The following is a 15913-nucleotide window of genomic DNA, read 5'->3' as shown; positions in this document are numbered from 1 at the left end:
CGGACGAGACATGAGCCAGCCCCGACACCATGGTGGTGACCACCCACCCACGAGGCTGTCCGGAAACCGTGCGGCCGGGGCCTGGGGGTCCGTCCGCCGGCGCGCCTCCGGCCAGCTGGCCGCGGGCATGCCCGCGCTGCCGGTCCTGGTCGTCGCCGTCGTCGTGCTCGTCGACGTCGCCGGCGGGGCGGGGATGGTCTGGCTGCCGCTGCTCGCCGCCGGACCCGCGCTGGCGGCCACCACCAACGGGCCGCTCGGGGTGCTGGGCGCCGGCCTCCTCGCCGCGGCGACGGGCACCGCGCTGGGCACCGTGCACGGCACCGCCGCACGGGACCTGGCGGCCGTGCTGTGCGCCCTCCTGGCCGTCACCGCGGCGAGCGGCCTGGCCAGCGTGCTGCGGGGCCGCCGGGAGCGGGTCCTCGCGGCCGTCCGCTCGGTCGCCGAGGCCGCCCAGCAGGCCCTGCTCCAGCCCGTCCCGGAGACCGTCGGCCCGTACCGGGTGGCCGTCCGCTACAGCGCCGCGGCGGCCGAGGCCCGGATCGGCGGGGATCTGTACGCCCTGGTGCCCACCCCGCACGGCATCCGGCTGATCGTCGGTGACGTACGCGGCAAGGGGCTGCCCGCCGTGGGGACCGCCGCACTCGTGCTCGGGGTGTTCCGCGAGGCCGCCCACGACGAGCCCGACCTGCTCGCCGTCGTCGGCAGGATCGAGCGGAGCCTGGCGCGCAACCTCGGCCCGGACGACTTCGTCACCGCCGTGGTCGCCGGCTGCCCCGCGTCGGGGCACCTGGAGGTGGTCAACTGCGGGCACGCGCCCCCGCTGCTGATATCGGCGTCCGGAGAGGTCGAGGCACTGGAGGCCGACCCTCCCGCCCCGCCCCTAGGCCTGCGCGCCCTGTCCGGCCAGGCACCCCGCCTGCAGCGGCTCCCCTTCGAGGTGGGCGGGCAGCTGCTGCTCTACACCGACGGGGTCACCGAGGCCCGCGACCACACGCGCACCTTCTACCCGCTGGCCGACGGCGTGGCCCGCCACGTCGGCGACGAGCCGGCCCGCACGCTCACCGCGCTCCACGACGAGCTGCTGGCGCACGTCGGCGGCCGGCTGCACGACGACGCCGCCCTGCTCCTGCTCCGCAAGGAGGCGAGGGAGACTAGGGAGACGAAGGGAACCAAGGAGACCGCGGAGGTACGCGAGGAGACCGCGCGGGAGCCGGTCTCCGGGCCGCGGGAGCCCTCCGTACCGGACACGGCGTTGCGGACCGCCACCGGTTCGCCTCAGCCGGCGACCAGCTCGGCCCAGCGGGTGACCCCGCCCGGGTGGATCCGTATGCCGTAATGCGTCGCCAGGGCGCGCACGATCGCCTCGCCCCGGCCGTGCTCGTCCGGGTCGAACCCGCCGAGCGCCCGGCTCCCCGGACGCGCGGGTCCCGCGTCCGTGACCTCGATGCGCAGGGTGCGGCGGCCGCTGCCCCATGACAATCGCAGCTCGGCCGGGGGGCGGGCGTGGATGACCGCGTTGGTTGCCAGCTCGGACACGACGAGCAGCGCGTCCTCGACGATCTCGCAGGACACGTTCCAGTCCGCGAGGAGCGCCGCCGCACGCCGGCGTACGGACGAGACCGCGCCGGCGACGGGCGGCACCGGACACACGTGTTCGCATGCCGCCCGGAGCAGCGTGTTGAGCTGTGCCGCCATGTTCTCTCCCGATGGTGTGTGCCGCCCGGTCGGGCGCCGTCCTCGGCGTCTTCCGGGCTCCCATGCACGCTATGGAGACAAATCGGGCTGGTCAATGAACATCGGTCGGCATTACCGAACGGCCCGGCCCGGGCGCCGGGTCCCGCCCGCACGGCGAAGCGTCCACGGCGGTAATAGGCTCGGCTCATGGCCGGCCCAGTCCAGTCGATCGAACGGGCGGCGGCGATCCTGCGCCTGCTCGCCGGTGGCCCCCGCCGACTCGGTCTCGGCGAGGTGGCGGCGTCGCTCGGCCTGGCGAAGGGCACCGCCCACGGCATTCTGCGCACGCTCCAGCACGTGGACTTCGTGGAGCAGGACGCGGCCACCGGGAAGTACCAGCTCGGCGCCGCCCTGCTGCACCTCGGCACCAGCTACCTGGACGTCAACGAACTGCGTTCACGCTCCCTGAACTGGGCGGACGCGCTGGCCGCCCGCAGCGGGGAGGCGGTGCGTCTGGGCACCCCGCTGGAGGGCCAGGTACTCATCGTCCACCACGTCTTCCGGCCGGACGACACCTTCCAGACGCTGGACGTGGGCGCGCTGCTCCCGCTGCACGCCTCCTCCCTCGGCAAGGTCCTGCTGGCCTACGGGACCGCGGTCGTCGAGCCGGGCCGGGAGCCGGCGCTTGAGGCCTACACCCGGCACACCCTGGTCGACCCCGAGCGGCTCGCCCGCGCGCTCGCCGAGGTCAGGGAGGTCGGCTGGGCCGCCGAGGTCCAGGAGATGAGCATGGGCGAGGCCGGGCTCGCCGCGCCGATCCGGGGGCACGGCGGCCTGGTCGTCGGCGCCATCGGGCTGTCCGGGCCGGTCGAGCGGATCTGCGACGGCCAGGGCCACCCCCGCCCCCCTCTGATCAGCCTGATCCGCGAGGCCTCGCGGGCGATCTCCAGAGACCTGGGAGCCGCCCGCTGGTAGCCCAGGACAGCCGCCCTCGATCCCTCGGAAGGCAGACCCGATCATGGCCGAACGGTACGTGATGTCCATCGACCAGGGCACCAACTCGACCCGCTGCATCCTCTTCGACCACCGTGGGCGGCTGGTCTCGGTCGCGCAGAAGGAACACCAGCAGCACTTCCCCCGGCCGGGATGGGTCGAGCACGACGCCGTCGAGATCTGGCAGAACCTGCGGCGCGTCGTGCCCGAGGCGCTGTCCGAGGCCGGCGTGGGGCAGGAGCAGGTCGCCGCCATCGGTCTGGCCAACCAGCGCGAGACGACGGTGCTGTGGGACCGGCGCACCGGCGCACCGCTGGGCCGGGCGATCGTCTGGCAGGACACCCGTACGGCATCGCTCGTGGAGGGGCTGCGACAGCACCCCGGCGAGGAGTTCTTCCTCGACCGGTGCGCGCTGCCGCCCTCCACGTACTTCTCGGCGCTGCGGATCCGGTGGCTGTTCGACCACGTCAAGGGGATCGAGGACCGGGCCCGGGACGGCGAGGTGCTGTTCGGGACGATGGAGAGCTGGCTGATCTGGAACCTCACCGGGGGCACCGACGGCGGCCTGCACATCACCGACGCCACCAACGCCAGCCGCACGATGCTGATGAACATCCGCACGCTCGCCTGGGACGACGAACTGCTGGACTTCTTCGGTGTGCCCCGTTCGATGCTGCCGGAGATCCGGTCGTCCGCCGAGCCGTACGGCGAGGCCCGCTCGCTGCTGCCGGGCGTCTCGATCACGGCCGCCCTCGGCGACCAGCAGGCCGCCCTCTTCGGCCAGACCTGCTTCTCCCCGGGCGAGGCCAAGTGCACCTACGGCACGGGCAGCTTCCTGCTGCTCAACACCGGCACCGACCTCGTACGGTCCCGGCACGGCCTGCTCACGACCGTCGCCTACCAGATCGGGGACCAGCCGCCGGTGTACGCCCTGGAAGGGTCGATCGCCGTCACCGGCGCCCTCGTCCAGTGGTTCCGCGACCGCCTGGGCCTGATCAGCACCGCCCCGGAGATCGAGACCCTCGCGCGCACGGTGGAGGACAACGGCGGCTGCTACATCGTCCCCGCCTTCTCGGGACTGTTCGCGCCGCGCTGGCGCAGCGACGCGCGCGGGGTGATCGTCGGCCTCACCTCGTACATCACCAAGGGGCACCTGGCGCGCGCCGTCCTGGAGGCCACCGGCTGGCAGACCCGGGAGGTCGTCGACGCCATGAACGCCGACTCCGCCGTCTCCCTCCAGCAGCTCAAGGTCGACGGGGGCATGACCGCGGACAACCTGCTCATGCAGTTCGTGGCCGACGTGCTCGGCGTGCCGGTGGTGCGGCCCATGGTCGCCGAGACCGTCTCGCTCGGCGCTGCCTACGCGGCCGGGCTGGCCGCCGGTTACTGGCCCGGACTCGAGGTGCTGCGCCGCAACTGGCACCGGGCCGCGCAGTGGCTGCCCGCCATGGACCCCGGGCGGCGGGAGGCGGAGTACGAGAACTGGCAGCGGGCCGTCGAACGCTCGCTGGGCTGGGTGCGGACACCCCGCCCGTCCTGACCCCTCCTCGCCGGGCGGCCCGGACCCGGCCGCCGGCGGTCCGGCGGGCGGTGCCGGCAGGGGCCGGCCACAGGCCCGCGATCGAGTCGGCGAGACCGGTGGCCGCCTCGTCCCGGGTGGCGCGCAGTCCCGCGTTCCGTCCCGGGTCCTCGGCCGGGGCGGCGAGGTCGCCCGTGCGGGCGGTGGGGTACGGCGCCCGCGGCGGGCCCGTTCAGGGGAACCCGCGCGGAAAGGAGCGTGAGGGCGCCCGGCCCGGTCGAGACCTTCTGCCGTGACCGCCGTGACGCTGCCGCTCATCCCGCCGATGCTGGCCACCCCCGGGACGCTGCCGCCGGCCGCCCAGGACACGCGGTGGGCGTACGAGACCAAGCAGGACGGGCAGCGGGTGATGGCCTACCTGCCCGGCGACGGCAGTGTGCTGCTGCGCGCCCGCTCGGGCGAGGACATCACCGCGGCCTACCCCGAACTCCGGCCGCTCGGCGGGGCGCTGGGCACCGTACCCGCCGTACTGGACGGCGAGGTGCTGGCCCTGGACGAGCGGGGGCGGGCCGACTTCCAGCTGCTGCAGAGCCGGATGGGGCTGGCGCACGCTCCCGCGCGGGCGGCGCGACGGGCCGCCCGGGTGCCGGTGCACCTGGTGCTGTTCGACGTGCCCTACCTGGGGGAGCCGCTGGTAGGGCTGCCGTACGCCCGGCGCCGGGCGCGGCTGGAGGAGCTGGGGCTGACCGGGCCGTACTGGTCGACGCCGGCCGCCGTGACCGGGCACGGCGCCGAGGCACTGCGCGCCACCCGGGAGCACGGCCTGGAAGGCCTGGTGTGCAAGCGGCTGGACTCGGTGTACGAGTCCGGGGTGCGCTCCCGCGCCTGGATCAAGATCCGCAACATGCGGGCGGAGGACGTGATCGTCGGCGGCTGGCTGCCCGGCAAGGGGCGGCTGAGCGGACTGCCCGGCGCGGTGCTGGCCGGCCAGCGCGACGCCGGCGGCCGGCTGCGGTACGTCGGCGGGGTGGGCACCGGCTGGAGCGAGGCCGAGCGCGTCCGGCTGGCGGAACTGCTGCGGGACGCGGCGAGCGACCGGTGCCCCTTCGACCCGGTGCCGCGCGTGCCGGGCGCCCGCTGGGTGCTGCCCCGGCTGGTGGGCGAGGTCGGTTACAGCACCCGGACCCGGCACGGGATGCTCCGCCAGCCGTCCTGGCTGCGGCTGCGCCCGGACCTCGCCCCGGAGGAGTCGGCGGCGGACCTGCCCGAGGACGTGGGATGAGGCGCGGGGGTCTATCGTGTGCGCATGCCGGTTCCCGAACTGATCCGAATCGTCTCCCGTGACTCGCCCATGGCGCTGGCCCAAGTGGAGCGGGTCCGCGCCGAGTTGGCGGTACTCCAGCCGGGCGTGCGCACCGAGGTCGTCCCGGTGAAGACCACCGGCGACAAGTGGCTCGGCGATCTGTCCCAGGTCGAGGGCAAGGGGGCGTTCACCAAGGAGGTCGACGCCGCCCTGCTGGCCGGCGAGGCGGACCTCGCGGTGCACTGCGTCAAGGACGTGCCCGCCGACCGGCCGCTGCCGGCCGGGACGGTGTTCGCGGCGTTCCTGAAGCGGGACGACATCCGGGACGCGCTGGTGCACCCCGGCGGCCTCACCCTGGACGAGCTGCCGGCCGGCACCCGGATCGGCACCTCCGCGGTGCGCCGGATCGCCCAACTGGCCGCCACCCACCCGCACCTGGAGTGCGTGCCGTTCCGCGGCAACGCCAACCGCCGGCTGGCGAAGCTGGCCGCCGGCGAGGCGGACGCGCTGCTGCTGGCGGCGTCCGGCCTGGAGCGCATCGGCCGGACGGACGTGATCAGCGAGGTGCTGTCCCCGGAGACGATGATGCCGCCGATCGGCGCGGGCATCCTCGCCCTGCAGTGCCGGGAGGACGACGCCGAACTCATCGACACGGTCAGCGGACTCGGCGACCCGGCCACCCACCGGGAGGCGACGGCCGAACGAATGTTCCTGCACGTGCTCCAGGGCCACTGCAACAGCCCCATCGCCGGCTACGCGCGCGTGGACCGCAGCGGTGAACTCTCCCTGCGGGCCTGTGTCTTCACCCCGGACGGCAAGACCCGGCTGAACGCGCACGAGTGGGCGGGCCGGCTGGATCCGGCCACGCTGGGCACGTCGGTCGCGGTGGCACTGCTCCGGCAGGGCGCGCGCGAGATCATCGACGGCATCCCGCACTGAGACGTCGTACGGCGGGCGCCGCCCGCGCGGGTCAGGCGGAGCCGGGCTCCGCCTGGTCCCTCAGGAAGGCGCTGACCTGGTGGGCCAGGCTGCCCTGACAGGTGCCCGAGGGCGCGGCCGCCGTGGTGGACTCCACGGCGCCGATGCCGCCCGCCCACAGCCGGCGGTCGGTCCACTCGTCGTCCACCCGCAGCTGGACCTGTACGTCCACGTGGGTGAGGGCGGCCTCGGGTGCGGCGGCGTAGAGGACCGCGGTGGCCCGGCGCAGCGGATAGACGTCGAAGCCCTCGATGAACTGGGAGTTGCGCCAGTCGATGAAGGCGCCCTCGCCGTCCGGGCCGACCCGGACGTCGATCTGGCCGTCCTCCAGATGGATGCCGTGGTGGCGCGCGCCGCGGTTCTCGACGGTCACCCGGACACTGAAGTACGCCAGCCCGGCCGCGGCGTCGTCCCGGCCGCGCGGCGGCTCGGCCGCCTCCAGGCGGTGGACGCGGACCCGCAGACCGGCATGCTCCTCGTACTCCTGCCAGTCCCCGACCACGTTCGGCTCGTACACAGTGCCCCTCTCGACCTCCGAGAGGTGCTGTCTATCTGTGTGCCGAGTGCACTGTCAAATGAGCAGAATGCGCTGTGGCCAGGGAATTCACCCGCTTTGATCAGTGATCAAGCGCTGCGCAGGAAGAACTCGTTCGCGGTGCCTCCCGGCCGGCCGCGGGCGCGTGTGGCACATCACGTCGCGGCAAGATCAGCGGGCCAGCCGGCCGAGCAGCGCGGATGCCGCCGTGACACCGAGGGCGGCGGCCACCGCCAGCACCCCGAAGTCCGCGGCGAGATGCGCGGGCGTGCCGAGCAGCAGGCCCCGCAGGGCGTCGACTTGGTAGCTGAGCGGATTGACCTTGCTGACGGCCTGCAGCCAGCCCGGCATCACCGAGACGGGGTACAGGGCGTTGGAGCCGAAGAACAGCGGCATGGTGATCGCCTGCCCGAAGCCCATCAGGCGGTCGCGGCTGAGCACGATGCCGGCGATGGTCATCGACAGGCAGGAGAAGAACACGGAGGCGAGGACCACCGCGAGGGCCACGCCGAGCAGCTTGAGCGGGTTCCAGGTGAGAGCGACGCCGAGCAGCGCGGCGATCACGATCACGACGACCGCCTGGACCAGTGACTTGACACCGGCCGCGAACGCCTTGCCGGTGATCAGGGCGGCTCGCGGGGTCGGGGTGACGAGCAGCTTGCTGAGGATGCCCGCGTCCCGCTCCCAGATGATCTGGATGCCGTAGAAGATCGCGATGAACATCGCCGACTGCGCGATGATGCCGGGTGCCAGGTAGTCGATGTAGGGGATCCCGCCGGTGGGTATCGCCCGGATCCGGGTGAAGGTCTGGCCGAAGATCAGCAGCCACAGGGCGGGCTGCACCGCGCGGGTGTACAGCTCGGTCCGGTCGTGGCGCAGCTTCTGCAGCTCCACGGCGCACAGGGCGGCCACCCGGGCGGGCAGCAGCCGCCAGCCCGCACGCGGCACGGGCGGGGTGAGCAGCAGGGCGGTGTCCTGCGCGGGGGTGCCGTCAGCCGACGCGGCGGGCGGTGCGGCGGGTGCTTCGGACATCGCGGAAACCTCCTCCGGAGCGGTCGTCCAGGCCACTGCCGGCGACGTCCCGGAAGACGTCCTCCAGCGTGGGCAGCCGGTCGGTGCCCTGCCGCTCGGCCAGGCCCCGGCGCAGCGCGGCCGGGGTGCCGAGGGCGCGGACGCGGCCGCGGTGCATCAGGCCGACCCGGTCGCAGTACTGGTCGGCCTCGTCCATGGAGTGCGTGGTGACCAGGACGGTCATGCCGGTGGCGGCGCGGACGGCGTCGATGTGCTCCCAGACGCCGGTGCGGGCGATCGGGTCCAGGCCGATGGTGGGCTCGTCCAGGATCAGCAGCCGGGGCGCGCTGACCAGGGCCTGGGCGAGTTCCAGGCGGCGGACCATGCCGCCGGAGTAGGTGCCGGCCAGCCGGTCGGCAGCGTCGGCGAGACCGACGGCGGCGAGGGCCTGGCCGACGCGTGCGGCCCGCTCGCGTCGCGGCACGTCGAAGACCCGGGCGAACAGCACGACGTTCTCCCGGCCGGTGAGCCCGCTGTCCGCGGACAGCTGCTGGGGCACGTACCCGAGCAGACGGCGCACCGCCATGCGCTCGCGGGCGGCGTCGTGCCCGAAGACCCGGACCGTCCCGGCCGGCACCGGCAGCAGGGTGGTGATGCACCGGATGGCGGTCGTCTTCCCGGCCCCGTTGGGCCCGAGCAGCCCGAACACCTCCCCCTCCCGAACCACCAGCTCAAGCCCGTCCACGGCCCGCGCCTCCGCGAAGGAGTAGGCGAGCCGCTCGCAGACGACAGCCGCCCGCCCGCCCTCCACGCCGCCGACGGCACGGGCCGCTTCGCCCCCGGGTACACCTCCGGCGGTGCGGGCGCCGCGGAGGGCTTCCACGCTGCCGGGAGGTTCGGAGGGGCCCGGGGGGCCGGCGGGGCCGGAGGCGGTCAGGGGGGCGGTGCGGGCGCCGGGACCGGGCGTGACCGGTGGTCCGGTGGTTGCTGAGGGCTCGGGGGTGTCGGTCGGCATGGTGTCTCCCTGGCGCTACGTCTCCTCGGTCTCCTCGTGCAGCGTGGCGGCCAGCCTGCGCAGGGCCGGCAGGGCGGCGCGCAGGGCCTCCCGGTCGGTCTCGGCGAGCCGGGACACGTGCCGGCCGACCAGTTCCGTCCGGCGGCGCCGCCAGTCCGCGAGCCGCTGCCCGGCCGCGGCGGTCAGCGACAGGCGGGCGGCACGCCGGTCGGCCGGGTCGGCCTCGCGGACCAGACAGCCGTCCCGGACGAGCTGATTGACCAGCGTCGACACGGAGTTGCCGGCCAGGTGCAGCCGTCTGGCCGCCGCCGAGACGCCGACGCCCGGCCGCGCCTCGACCAGCCGGAGCAGTTCGACCTCCGCACCGCGCAGCCGGGGCCCGGGGGCCCCGCCGCGCAGCCTGCGCCGGATCAGCCGCTGGACGCCCACGAGCACGTCGGCCAGTTCCTCCGGAAAGGCGTCGGCTTCCACCTTCGGAGATTAGCTCTGGCACAGAGGTACCGCCTCCCGACGGGCGGTCATGTGCGCCTCGGACCAAAATACTGTTTGACCGTATTTGTTTTGAGATGTCCGTCAGCGGGAAAGGGCAGGACAGTGCTTCGGACAGGAGGCACGTCCGTGGGAGGCGGCATCCGCCGGCGCCCCGGTGTCATCCAAGGTCCGCGCGCACCTCCCACGGTGTCTGTCCATCCCGGCACCTGCTGAGAGAGGTGCGCCCGATGCGTGTCACCGGCAGCACGAAGCCCCACCCCCACGACGACGCCCCGGACACGGCAATCGCCTTCGAGCGCCTCGCCGGACTGCCCGACGGACCCGAGCGCCAGACGCTCAGGGACGAGCTGGTCCGGCTGTGGCTGCCCATGGCCGAGCGGATCGCCGTACGGTTCCGCGGCCGCGGCGAGGCCCTGGAGGACCTCTACCAGGTGGCCGCCCTGGGCCTGGTCAAGGCCGTCGACCACTACGACCCCGACCGCGGCCGCGCTTTCGAGGCGTACGCCGTGCCCACCATCACCGGCGAGATCAAGCGCCACTTCCGGGACCACATGTGGACCCTGCACGTACCGCGCCGGGTGCAGGACCTGCGCAACCGGGTCCGTACCGCCACGAAGGAGCTGGCGCAGACCACGGCGGGCCGGGCCCCCACCGTCGCCGAGATCGCCGCGTACACCCGGCTGAGCGAGGACGAGGTGCGCACCGGCATGGAGGCGCTGGAGTGCTTCTCCGCGCTGTCCCTCGACGCCGAGGTGGCCGGCACGGACGGCTACGCCCTCGGCGACTCGCTGGGCGGGCCGGACCCGGGGTACGACCTCGTCGTGGACCGGGCCGCGGTCAAACCGTGCCTCGCGGCGCTGCCGGAGCGCGAGCGCACCATCCTCTACCTGCGGTTCTTCGGCGGGATGACGCAGAGCCGGATCGCCCAGCAGCTCGGTATCTCGCAGATGCACGTCTCCCGGCTGCTCAGCGGCTGCTTCGACCGGCTGCGCGAGGAACTGCTCGCAGAGGTCCGCGCCCGCTGAGGGCTACCGCTCCTCGGAGCCCGGCACCTGGGTGGGGCCGTACCGGTCCAGGGCGTCCTCCACCGCGGCCCGGACGTCGGGCGGGATGTCGCCGCGCCGCCCCCAGATCAGGATCAGCTCCGCGATGTTGCGCAGCTTGATGTTGGTGTGCTGGGAGACGTCCTTCAGCACCTGCCATCCCTGGTCGGGGCTGATCCGGCCGAGGGCCACCATCATCCCGATCGCCTGGTCCACGACCGCGTGCGAGGTCATGGCCTCCTTCAGCTGGTGGACCTCCGTCTGCAGCGCGGCCACCCGGTCCGGCTCGCTCTCTCCCATCCCTCCATCCTGCGCAGGGGGCTGCACGGCCGCCACCCGGGGTACACGGGAGGCGTTCCACCCCGTTCCGGCCGGACACTGGTGTCAGACCGGTGGCCGCCCGGCCCCGAGAGCAGGATGCGACTGCCATGAACCAGGACATCCCCGCCGGCGCCGTACCGCGCAGGAAAGAAGTCGTCTCCACCCACTCCGTCGTCGGCGCGCCATGCTGGGTGAGCCTGACCAGCCGCGATCTCCAGGCCACCCAGGACTTCTACGCGGCCGTGCTGGGCTGGCGCTGGCGTGGCGTCAAGCTCGGCGAGCACTTCCGCATCGCCCTGGCCAACGGGGTCCCGGTGGCGGGCATCGCCGCCGTCGCCTCCATGTGGCAGATGGCGGTGGCCTGGACGCCCTACTTCGCCGTGGCCGACGCGGACGTGGCCGTGTCCCGGGTCCGGGAGCGGGGCGGCACTTCGGCGGTGGGGCCGCTGTCCTTCCCGCCGGGCCGGGCGGCCCTGCTCGCCGACCGGGACGGGGCCACCTTCGGGATCTGGCAGGGCGAGCTGGTCACCAACTGGGAGGCCTGGCGGCAGGCGGCGCCGACCTTCGTCCGGCTGCACACCCGGGACGCGTTCGACGCCGCGATCTTCTACGGCGAGGTCCTGGACTGGGCGACCGGGCAGCCGGGCTGCTGCGAGGTCCAGTACGAGGGCGGCGAGGTGGTGCTGCGCAGCCGCGGTGACATCGTGGCGCGTATCGACTCGGGCGCGGTGGAGGCGGCTCCGGACCCCGGGGTGCGGCCGCACTGGCAGATCCACTTCTCGGTGGCCGACGTGGCCGGCTGCGCCCGCGCGGCGGAGAAGCACGGCGGGAGCGTCCTGCGCGAGGACGAGACCGAGGCGATCCTGCGCGACCCCGACGGGGCCCAGTTCACGGTGACGTCACGGGGCGCCCGCTGAGCCGGCGGAGCGGTCGGCCGCGGCCCCGCCGGCCGGGCGGGTCAGCTGCCGGCACGCGACGGACGTGACAGCAGGACCAGGCTGCGTGCCTCCACACGGAGCCTGGTCCCCGCCTTGTGTTCGCGTTCGTCGGGGATGCCGTCGGAGTCGGCGGTGTCGATCACGGTGGTCCAGCGGTCGCCGAAGGAGCCGTCGGGCAGGCGGAAGACGACCGGTTCCCAGTAGCCGTTGACGAGCAGCAGGAACGAGTCGTCGACCATGCGGCGGCCGTAGGGGTCGCGTTCGGCGATGGCGTCCCCGTTGAGGAACACGCCGACCGAGTGCGCGTCGCCGCGCTGCCAGTCCCGGCCGGTCATCTCGCGGGCGTCGGGCCTGAGCCACATCAGGTCGGGCAGCGGCTGCACGGCGTTGGTCACCGTCTCGCCGCGGAAGAAGCGGCGCCGGCGCAGTACCGGGTGCGCGGCGCGCAGCGCGATCAGGTGCCGGGTGAACTCGGCGAGGCCGCGCTGCCCGTCGGTGAGGTCCCAGTCCACCCAGGAGATCTCGTTGTCCTGGCAGTAGGCGTTGTTGTTGCCGCGCTGGGTGCGGCCGAGTTCGTCGCCGTGGCACAGCATCGGGATGCCCTGCGAGAGCAGCAGCGTGGCGAGCAGGTTGCGCTGCTGGCGGGCGCGGAGTTCGAGGACGGCCGGGTCGTCGGTCTCGCCCTCGGCGCCGCAGTTCCAGGACCGGTTGTGGCTCTCGCCGTCCCGGTTGTCCTCGCCGTTGGCCTCGTTGTGCTTGTCGTTGTACGACACGAGGTCGCGCAGGGTGAACCCGTCGTGCGCGGTGACGAAGTTGACGCTCGCGCGCGGCCGGCGCCGGCTGTGCTGGTAGATGTCGGAGGAGCCGGTGAGCCGGGAGGCGAACTCGCCGAGCGAGCCGGGCTCGGCACGCCAGAAGTCCCGTACGGCGTCCCGGTACTTGCCGTTCCACTCCGACCACAGCGGCGGGAAGTTGCCGACCTGGTAGCCGCCCTCTCCCACGTCCCAGGGCTCGGCGATCAGCTTGACCCGGCTGATCACCGGGTCCTGCTGGATCAGGTCGAAGAAGGCCGAGAGCCGGTCCACCTCGTGGAACTGCCGGGCCAGAGTGGCCGCGAGGTCGAAGCGGAAGCCGTCGACGTGCATCTCGGTGACCCAGTACCGCAGCGAGTCCATGATGAGCTGCAACACGTAGGGGTGCCGCATCAGCAGGCTGTTGCCGGTGCCGGTGGTGTCGTAGTAGTGCGCCCAGTCACCGTCGACCAGACGGTAGTAGGAGGCGTTGTCGATGCCCCGGAAGGAAAGGGTGGGGCCCAGTTCGTTGCCCTCGGCGGTGTGGTTGTAGACCACGTCGAGGATGACTTCGAGGCCGGCCGCGTGCAGCGCCTTCACCATGGCCTTGAACTCGTCGACCTGCTGGCCGCGGGTGCCGAAGGCGGCGTAGGCGTTGTGCGGGGCGAAGAAGCCGATGGTGTTGTAGCCCCAGTAGTTGGACAGACCGCGGTCCTGGAGCACGCCGTCCTGGACGAACTGGTGCACCGGCATCAGCTCGACGGCGGTCACCCCGAGCGAGGTGAGGTGCTCGGTCACGGCGGGGTGCGCGAGACCCGCGTAGGTGCCGCGCAGTCGCTGCGGGACCTCCGGGTGGGTCATGGTCAGGCCGCGGACGTGGGCCTCGTAGATCACCGAGTCCGCGTAGGACGTCCGGGGCGGGCGGTCGTCGCCCCAGTCGAAGAAGGGGTCGGTGACCACGCCCAGCATCGAGTGCCCCGCGCTGTCGGCCGGGGCCGGCCCGTCCGGGGCACGTTCGTACAGCGAGGCGTGGTTGTCGATCTGGCCGTCCACGGCCCGGGCGTAGGGGTCGAGCAGCAGCTTGGCCGGGTTGCAGCGGTGGCCGAGCGCCGGCTGCCAGGGGCCGTGCACCCGGTAGCCGTAGCGCTGGCCGGGGCCGATGCCGGGCAGGTAGGCGTGCCACACGAAGCCGTCGACCTCGTGCAGCCGGACCGGCGTCAGGGTGCCGGCGTCGTCGGCCAGGATCAGCTCGACGCGCTCGGCGACCTCGCTGAACAGAGCGAAGTTGGTGCCCTGTCCGTCGAACGAGGCACCCAACGGGTAGGGGTGCCCGCTCCACACGGGCACCCCCTTGCGGGACTTGCGCGCGGTCACCGGCGGCCTTCCAGGGCGTCGTCGGCGGCGGCCGCCGGCCCGGCCAGTACGGCCATGGCCTCCTCGCGCGGCACCCGGAGCCCTTCCCGCAGGGCGGGGTCGGGGGCGAGGGGCACCAGCGGGACGCGCTGGCCGGCCCGGGCGCGCTGCGAGAACCAGATGATCTTGCTTCCGGTGTCCGGGGCGCAGCAGCCCCAGCCGTCGCTCATGGCGGCGATGTCCGCCAGGCAGGACCGCAGGTCCGTGTCCGGGCGCAGGCCCGGGTCGTCGTCGCCGAACGCGGTGATCAGGTGCTGGCCGTTCCACCACATCTCGATGGAGGTGTGCTTGTCGTTCGCGTGCGCGTCGATCGCCCGCAGCAGCAGTTCGGCGCCGCGGCAGACGGGGTCCACGAGGTTGTCGAGGTCCCAGTAACGGAGGTGGGCGGCCAGGATGCGGCTGACCTGTCCCACCCGTTCCGGGCTGACTTCCACGTCGAGGTGGTAGTAGCAGGGCACTGCGGTCTTCATCGTCGCTTGCTCCTCACCGGCGAAGCTCATCGCTCCCCTCGCCCCGTCCGGGAGGGATCCCGGACACCCAGCGTGAGCGTTGATCGCTTCTGAGTCACCTCCACGGTGAGGGCACTACGCCATTCGTGCAACAGGAGCCACCGACACCCCACTCGTTGAAGATCCAACAAGACGCTGCGTCGTCGCGCGTGCACCATAAGTGAAAGCCTCGATCGCCGTAACGGTGCCGCGCCCTCCCCTGCGCGGACACCACCCGACCGTCGGGAACGTGCCCAGTCGAGAGCGTGGAAGGTGAATGAGGGCCATGCTGCTACCCGCCAAGGCCGAAGTGGCCCGGCAGTTGCGGCGTTACCGGGCGTGGGAGCGCGTCATGCTCGCCTCGCCCCACGACCGCACGGTCCGGGCCACCTTCGAGGACTCGGGTTACACGCTGTGCGTGCTGATGGGCAAACGCTGCGCCCGCGAGGCAGCGGACGCCGCCGAGCGCTATCTCCGCACGAACCTGGTCACCTACCTGCGCGAGCAGGACGGACGGACGCAGCCGCGTCGGGCGGCCAGAAGAGCGCCGCCACCGGAGCGGCGTTCCACGGCGCCAAGCCCCTGACCTGGCACCGTACAAGGCGTTCCTCTCGGACCGGCACACGCCGGCCCGATTCCTGGATCGCGGAGCCGGGCCGGGTGCCCGGCTCCGCGCACGGCGGAGGTGAGATACATGCGCAGGACCCCGGCCATCGGCCGTGTACCGGTACGCGATGTCCGGCCGGCCGTGGAGTGCGGCAGGCGCCCGGCGAAAGCGGTGGTCGGGGAGACTTTCGAGGTCACGGCCACCGTGTTCCGCGAAGGGCACGACGCCGTCGGCGCGAACGTGGTCCTGCGTGATCCCAAGGGCCGCCGCGGCCCCTGGACACCGATGCGGGAGCTGTCGCCGGGCAGCGACCGCTGGGGTGCCGAGGTCACCCCCGACTCGACCGGCCGCTGGACCTTCCGGGTGGAGGCGTGGAGCAACCCGCTGGCGACGTGGCGGCACACCGCGTCCGTGAAGGTGCCGGCCGGGATCGACACCGGCCTGGTGCTGGAGGAGGGTGCCGAGTTGTACGAGCGGGCCGCCGCCGGCGTGCCCAAGGGGCCCGAGCGCCAGCTGGTCCTGGCCGCCGCGCACGCCCTCGGCGACGACTCCCGGTCGGTGCACGACCGGCTGAAGGCCGCCCTGGCGCCGGAGGTGGAGGCGGTCCTGGCCCGCCATCCGCTGCGGGAGCTGGTGACCGCGTCGGATCCGATGCCGTTGCTGGTGGAGCGTGAACGGGCCCTGTACGGCTCGTGGTACGAGTTCTTCCCCCGTTCCGAGGGCACGGCCGAGCAGCCGCACGGCACGTTCCGCACGGCCGCGCGCCGGCTGCGTGCGATCGCGGACATGGGC

At 73.3% G+C, this 15913-nt stretch carries 17 protein-coding genes; 9 read left to right on the top strand and 8 right to left on the bottom strand.

Features of this window, described 5'->3' with window-relative positions:
- Nucleotides 1–10: 10 nt before the first annotated feature.
- Nucleotides 11–1336 carry a PP2C family protein-serine/threonine phosphatase gene (locus IG05_RS0108135; RefSeq protein WP_078893963.1) on the top strand — a complete coding sequence of 442 codons (1326 nt, stop codon included), beginning with the start codon at nt 11–13 and terminating at the stop codon, nt 1334–1336.
- On the opposite strand, the gene IG05_RS0108130 is transcribed toward IG05_RS0108135, so the two are convergent.
- Nucleotides 1276–1695 (bottom strand): ATP-binding protein, encoded by a 420-nt coding sequence (locus IG05_RS0108130; protein ID WP_030340510.1) that lies wholly within the window; start codon nt 1693–1695, stop codon nt 1276–1278. The two genes, IG05_RS0108135 and IG05_RS0108130, sit on opposite strands and share 61 nt — an antisense overlap.
- A 186-nt stretch (nt 1696–1881) precedes the next feature.
- On the opposite strand from IG05_RS0108130, the gene IG05_RS0108125 reads away from it, so the two are divergent.
- The 4 genes from IG05_RS0108125 (at nt 1882) to hemC (ending at nt 6428) form a co-directional block, all read left to right on the top strand.
- Complete coding sequence (locus tag IG05_RS0108125; RefSeq protein ID WP_030340508.1) at nt 1882–2649, top strand: IclR family transcriptional regulator; 768 nt, start codon at nt 1882–1884, stop codon at nt 2647–2649.
- Nucleotides 2650–2692: 43 nt separating this feature from the next.
- On the top strand, nt 2693–4207 hold the full coding sequence (gene glpK / locus IG05_RS0108120) for a glycerol kinase GlpK (protein WP_030340506.1): 1515 nt from the start codon (nt 2693–2695) through the stop codon (nt 4205–4207).
- Nucleotides 4208–4487: 280 nt separating this feature from the next.
- Nucleotides 4488–5468, top strand: coding sequence for an ATP-dependent DNA ligase (locus tag IG05_RS0108115; protein WP_030340505.1), 981 nt, complete (start codon nt 4488–4490; stop codon nt 5466–5468).
- Between the two features lie 18 nt (nt 5469–5486).
- Complete coding sequence (gene hemC / locus IG05_RS0108110) at nt 5487–6428, top strand: hydroxymethylbilane synthase (RefSeq protein WP_199808268.1); 942 nt, start codon at nt 5487–5489, stop codon at nt 6426–6428.
- 31 nt (nt 6429–6459) lie between these two features.
- On the opposite strand, the gene IG05_RS0108105 is transcribed toward hemC, so the two are convergent.
- The 4 genes from IG05_RS0108105 to IG05_RS0108090 all read right to left on the bottom strand — a co-directional run bounded on the left by IG05_RS0108105 (nt 6460) and on the right by IG05_RS0108090 (nt 9499).
- The gene (locus IG05_RS0108105) at nt 6460–6984 is read right to left on the bottom strand and encodes a hypothetical protein (RefSeq protein ID WP_030340500.1); all 525 of its coding nucleotides are present in this window, start codon (nt 6982–6984) and stop codon (nt 6460–6462) included.
- A 189-nt stretch (nt 6985–7173) separates the two neighbouring features.
- The gene (locus IG05_RS0108100; protein WP_030340498.1) at nt 7174–8034 is read right to left on the bottom strand and encodes an ABC transporter permease; all 861 of its coding nucleotides are present in this window, start codon (nt 8032–8034) and stop codon (nt 7174–7176) included.
- Nucleotides 7994–8824, bottom strand: a complete 831-nt coding sequence (locus IG05_RS0108095; RefSeq protein WP_030340497.1) for an ABC transporter ATP-binding protein — start codon at nt 8822–8824, stop codon at nt 7994–7996. Before IG05_RS0108095 ends, IG05_RS0108100 begins: the two co-directional genes overlap by 41 nt.
- Before the next feature lie 219 nt (nt 8825–9043).
- A complete protein-coding gene (locus tag IG05_RS0108090; protein ID WP_030340495.1) occupies nt 9044–9499 on the bottom strand; it encodes a MarR family winged helix-turn-helix transcriptional regulator in 456 nt (151 codons plus the stop codon).
- 248 nt (nt 9500–9747) lie between these two features.
- On the opposite strand from IG05_RS0108090, the gene IG05_RS0108085 reads away from it, so the two are divergent.
- Complete coding sequence (locus IG05_RS0108085; RefSeq protein ID WP_030340494.1) at nt 9748–10545, top strand: RNA polymerase sigma factor SigF; 798 nt, start codon at nt 9748–9750, stop codon at nt 10543–10545.
- Between the two features lie 3 nt (nt 10546–10548).
- On the opposite strand, the gene IG05_RS0108080 is transcribed toward IG05_RS0108085, so the two are convergent.
- A complete protein-coding gene (locus tag IG05_RS0108080) occupies nt 10549–10863 on the bottom strand; it encodes an ANTAR domain-containing protein (protein ID WP_030340492.1) in 315 nt (104 codons plus the stop codon).
- Nucleotides 10864–10991: 128 nt separating this feature from the next.
- On the opposite strand from IG05_RS0108080, the gene IG05_RS0108075 reads away from it, so the two are divergent.
- Nucleotides 10992–11801 (top strand): VOC family protein, encoded by an 810-nt coding sequence (locus tag IG05_RS0108075; protein ID WP_030340490.1) that lies wholly within the window; start codon nt 10992–10994, stop codon nt 11799–11801.
- 41 nt (nt 11802–11842) lie between these two features.
- Here IG05_RS0108075 and glgX read toward each other — a convergent pair whose 3' ends face one another.
- Together glgX and IG05_RS0108065 are read right to left on the bottom strand one after the other, a co-directional pair.
- Nucleotides 11843–13987, bottom strand: coding sequence for a glycogen debranching protein GlgX (gene glgX / locus IG05_RS0108070; RefSeq protein ID WP_107051318.1), 2145 nt, complete (start codon nt 13985–13987; stop codon nt 11843–11845).
- Nucleotides 13984–14496: a hypothetical protein gene (locus IG05_RS0108065; protein WP_030340486.1), complete on the bottom strand. Its 513-nt coding sequence runs from the start codon at nt 14494–14496 to the stop codon at nt 13984–13986. The genes glgX and IG05_RS0108065 overlap by 4 nt, the downstream gene beginning before the upstream one ends.
- 304 nt (nt 14497–14800) lie before the next feature.
- Between IG05_RS0108065 and IG05_RS0108060 the strand changes: the two genes are divergently transcribed.
- Nucleotides 14801–15100, top strand: coding sequence for a DUF5133 domain-containing protein (locus IG05_RS0108060; protein ID WP_030340484.1), 300 nt, complete (start codon nt 14801–14803; stop codon nt 15098–15100).
- A gap of 108 nt (nt 15101–15208) precedes the next feature.
- Nucleotides 15209–15913, top strand: a 705-nt coding sequence (locus tag IG05_RS0108055) for a maltotransferase domain-containing protein (protein ID WP_030340483.1), incomplete at its 3' end; no start/stop codon positions are given.

Source organism: Streptomyces sp. NRRL S-1022 (genome assembly GCF_000720135.1).
Classification (GTDB): domain Bacteria; phylum Actinomycetota; class Actinomycetes; order Streptomycetales; family Streptomycetaceae; genus Streptomyces.
This window is presented reverse-complemented; position numbering and strand designations above follow the sequence as displayed.

Excerpts from the sequence above, each read along its gene's own strand:
- IG05_RS0108135 (WP_078893963.1), top strand. The coding sequence starts at position 11 with ATGAGCCAGCCCCGACACCATGGTGGTGACCACCCACCCACGAGGCTG.
- IG05_RS0108130 (WP_030340510.1), bottom strand. The coding sequence starts at position 1,695 with ATGGCGGCACAGCTCAACACGCTGCTCCGGGCGGCATGCGAACACGTG.
- IG05_RS0108125 (WP_030340508.1), top strand. The coding sequence starts at position 1,882 with ATGGCCGGCCCAGTCCAGTCGATCGAACGGGCGGCGGCGATCCTGCGC.
- glpK (WP_030340506.1), top strand. The coding sequence starts at position 2,693 with ATGGCCGAACGGTACGTGATGTCCATCGACCAGGGCACCAACTCGACC.
- IG05_RS0108100 (WP_030340498.1), bottom strand. The coding sequence starts at position 8,034 with ATGTCCGAAGCACCCGCCGCACCGCCCGCCGCGTCGGCTGACGGCACC.
- IG05_RS0108085 (WP_030340494.1), top strand. The coding sequence starts at position 9,748 with ATGCGTGTCACCGGCAGCACGAAGCCCCACCCCCACGACGACGCCCCG.
- IG05_RS0108080 (WP_030340492.1), bottom strand. The coding sequence starts at position 10,863 with ATGGGAGAGAGCGAGCCGGACCGGGTGGCCGCGCTGCAGACGGAGGTC.
- IG05_RS0108075 (WP_030340490.1), top strand. The coding sequence starts at position 10,992 with ATGAACCAGGACATCCCCGCCGGCGCCGTACCGCGCAGGAAAGAAGTC.
- IG05_RS0108065 (WP_030340486.1), bottom strand. The coding sequence starts at position 14,496 with ATGAAGACCGCAGTGCCCTGCTACTACCACCTCGACGTGGAAGTCAGC.
- IG05_RS0108060 (WP_030340484.1), top strand. The coding sequence starts at position 14,801 with ATGCTGCTACCCGCCAAGGCCGAAGTGGCCCGGCAGTTGCGGCGTTAC.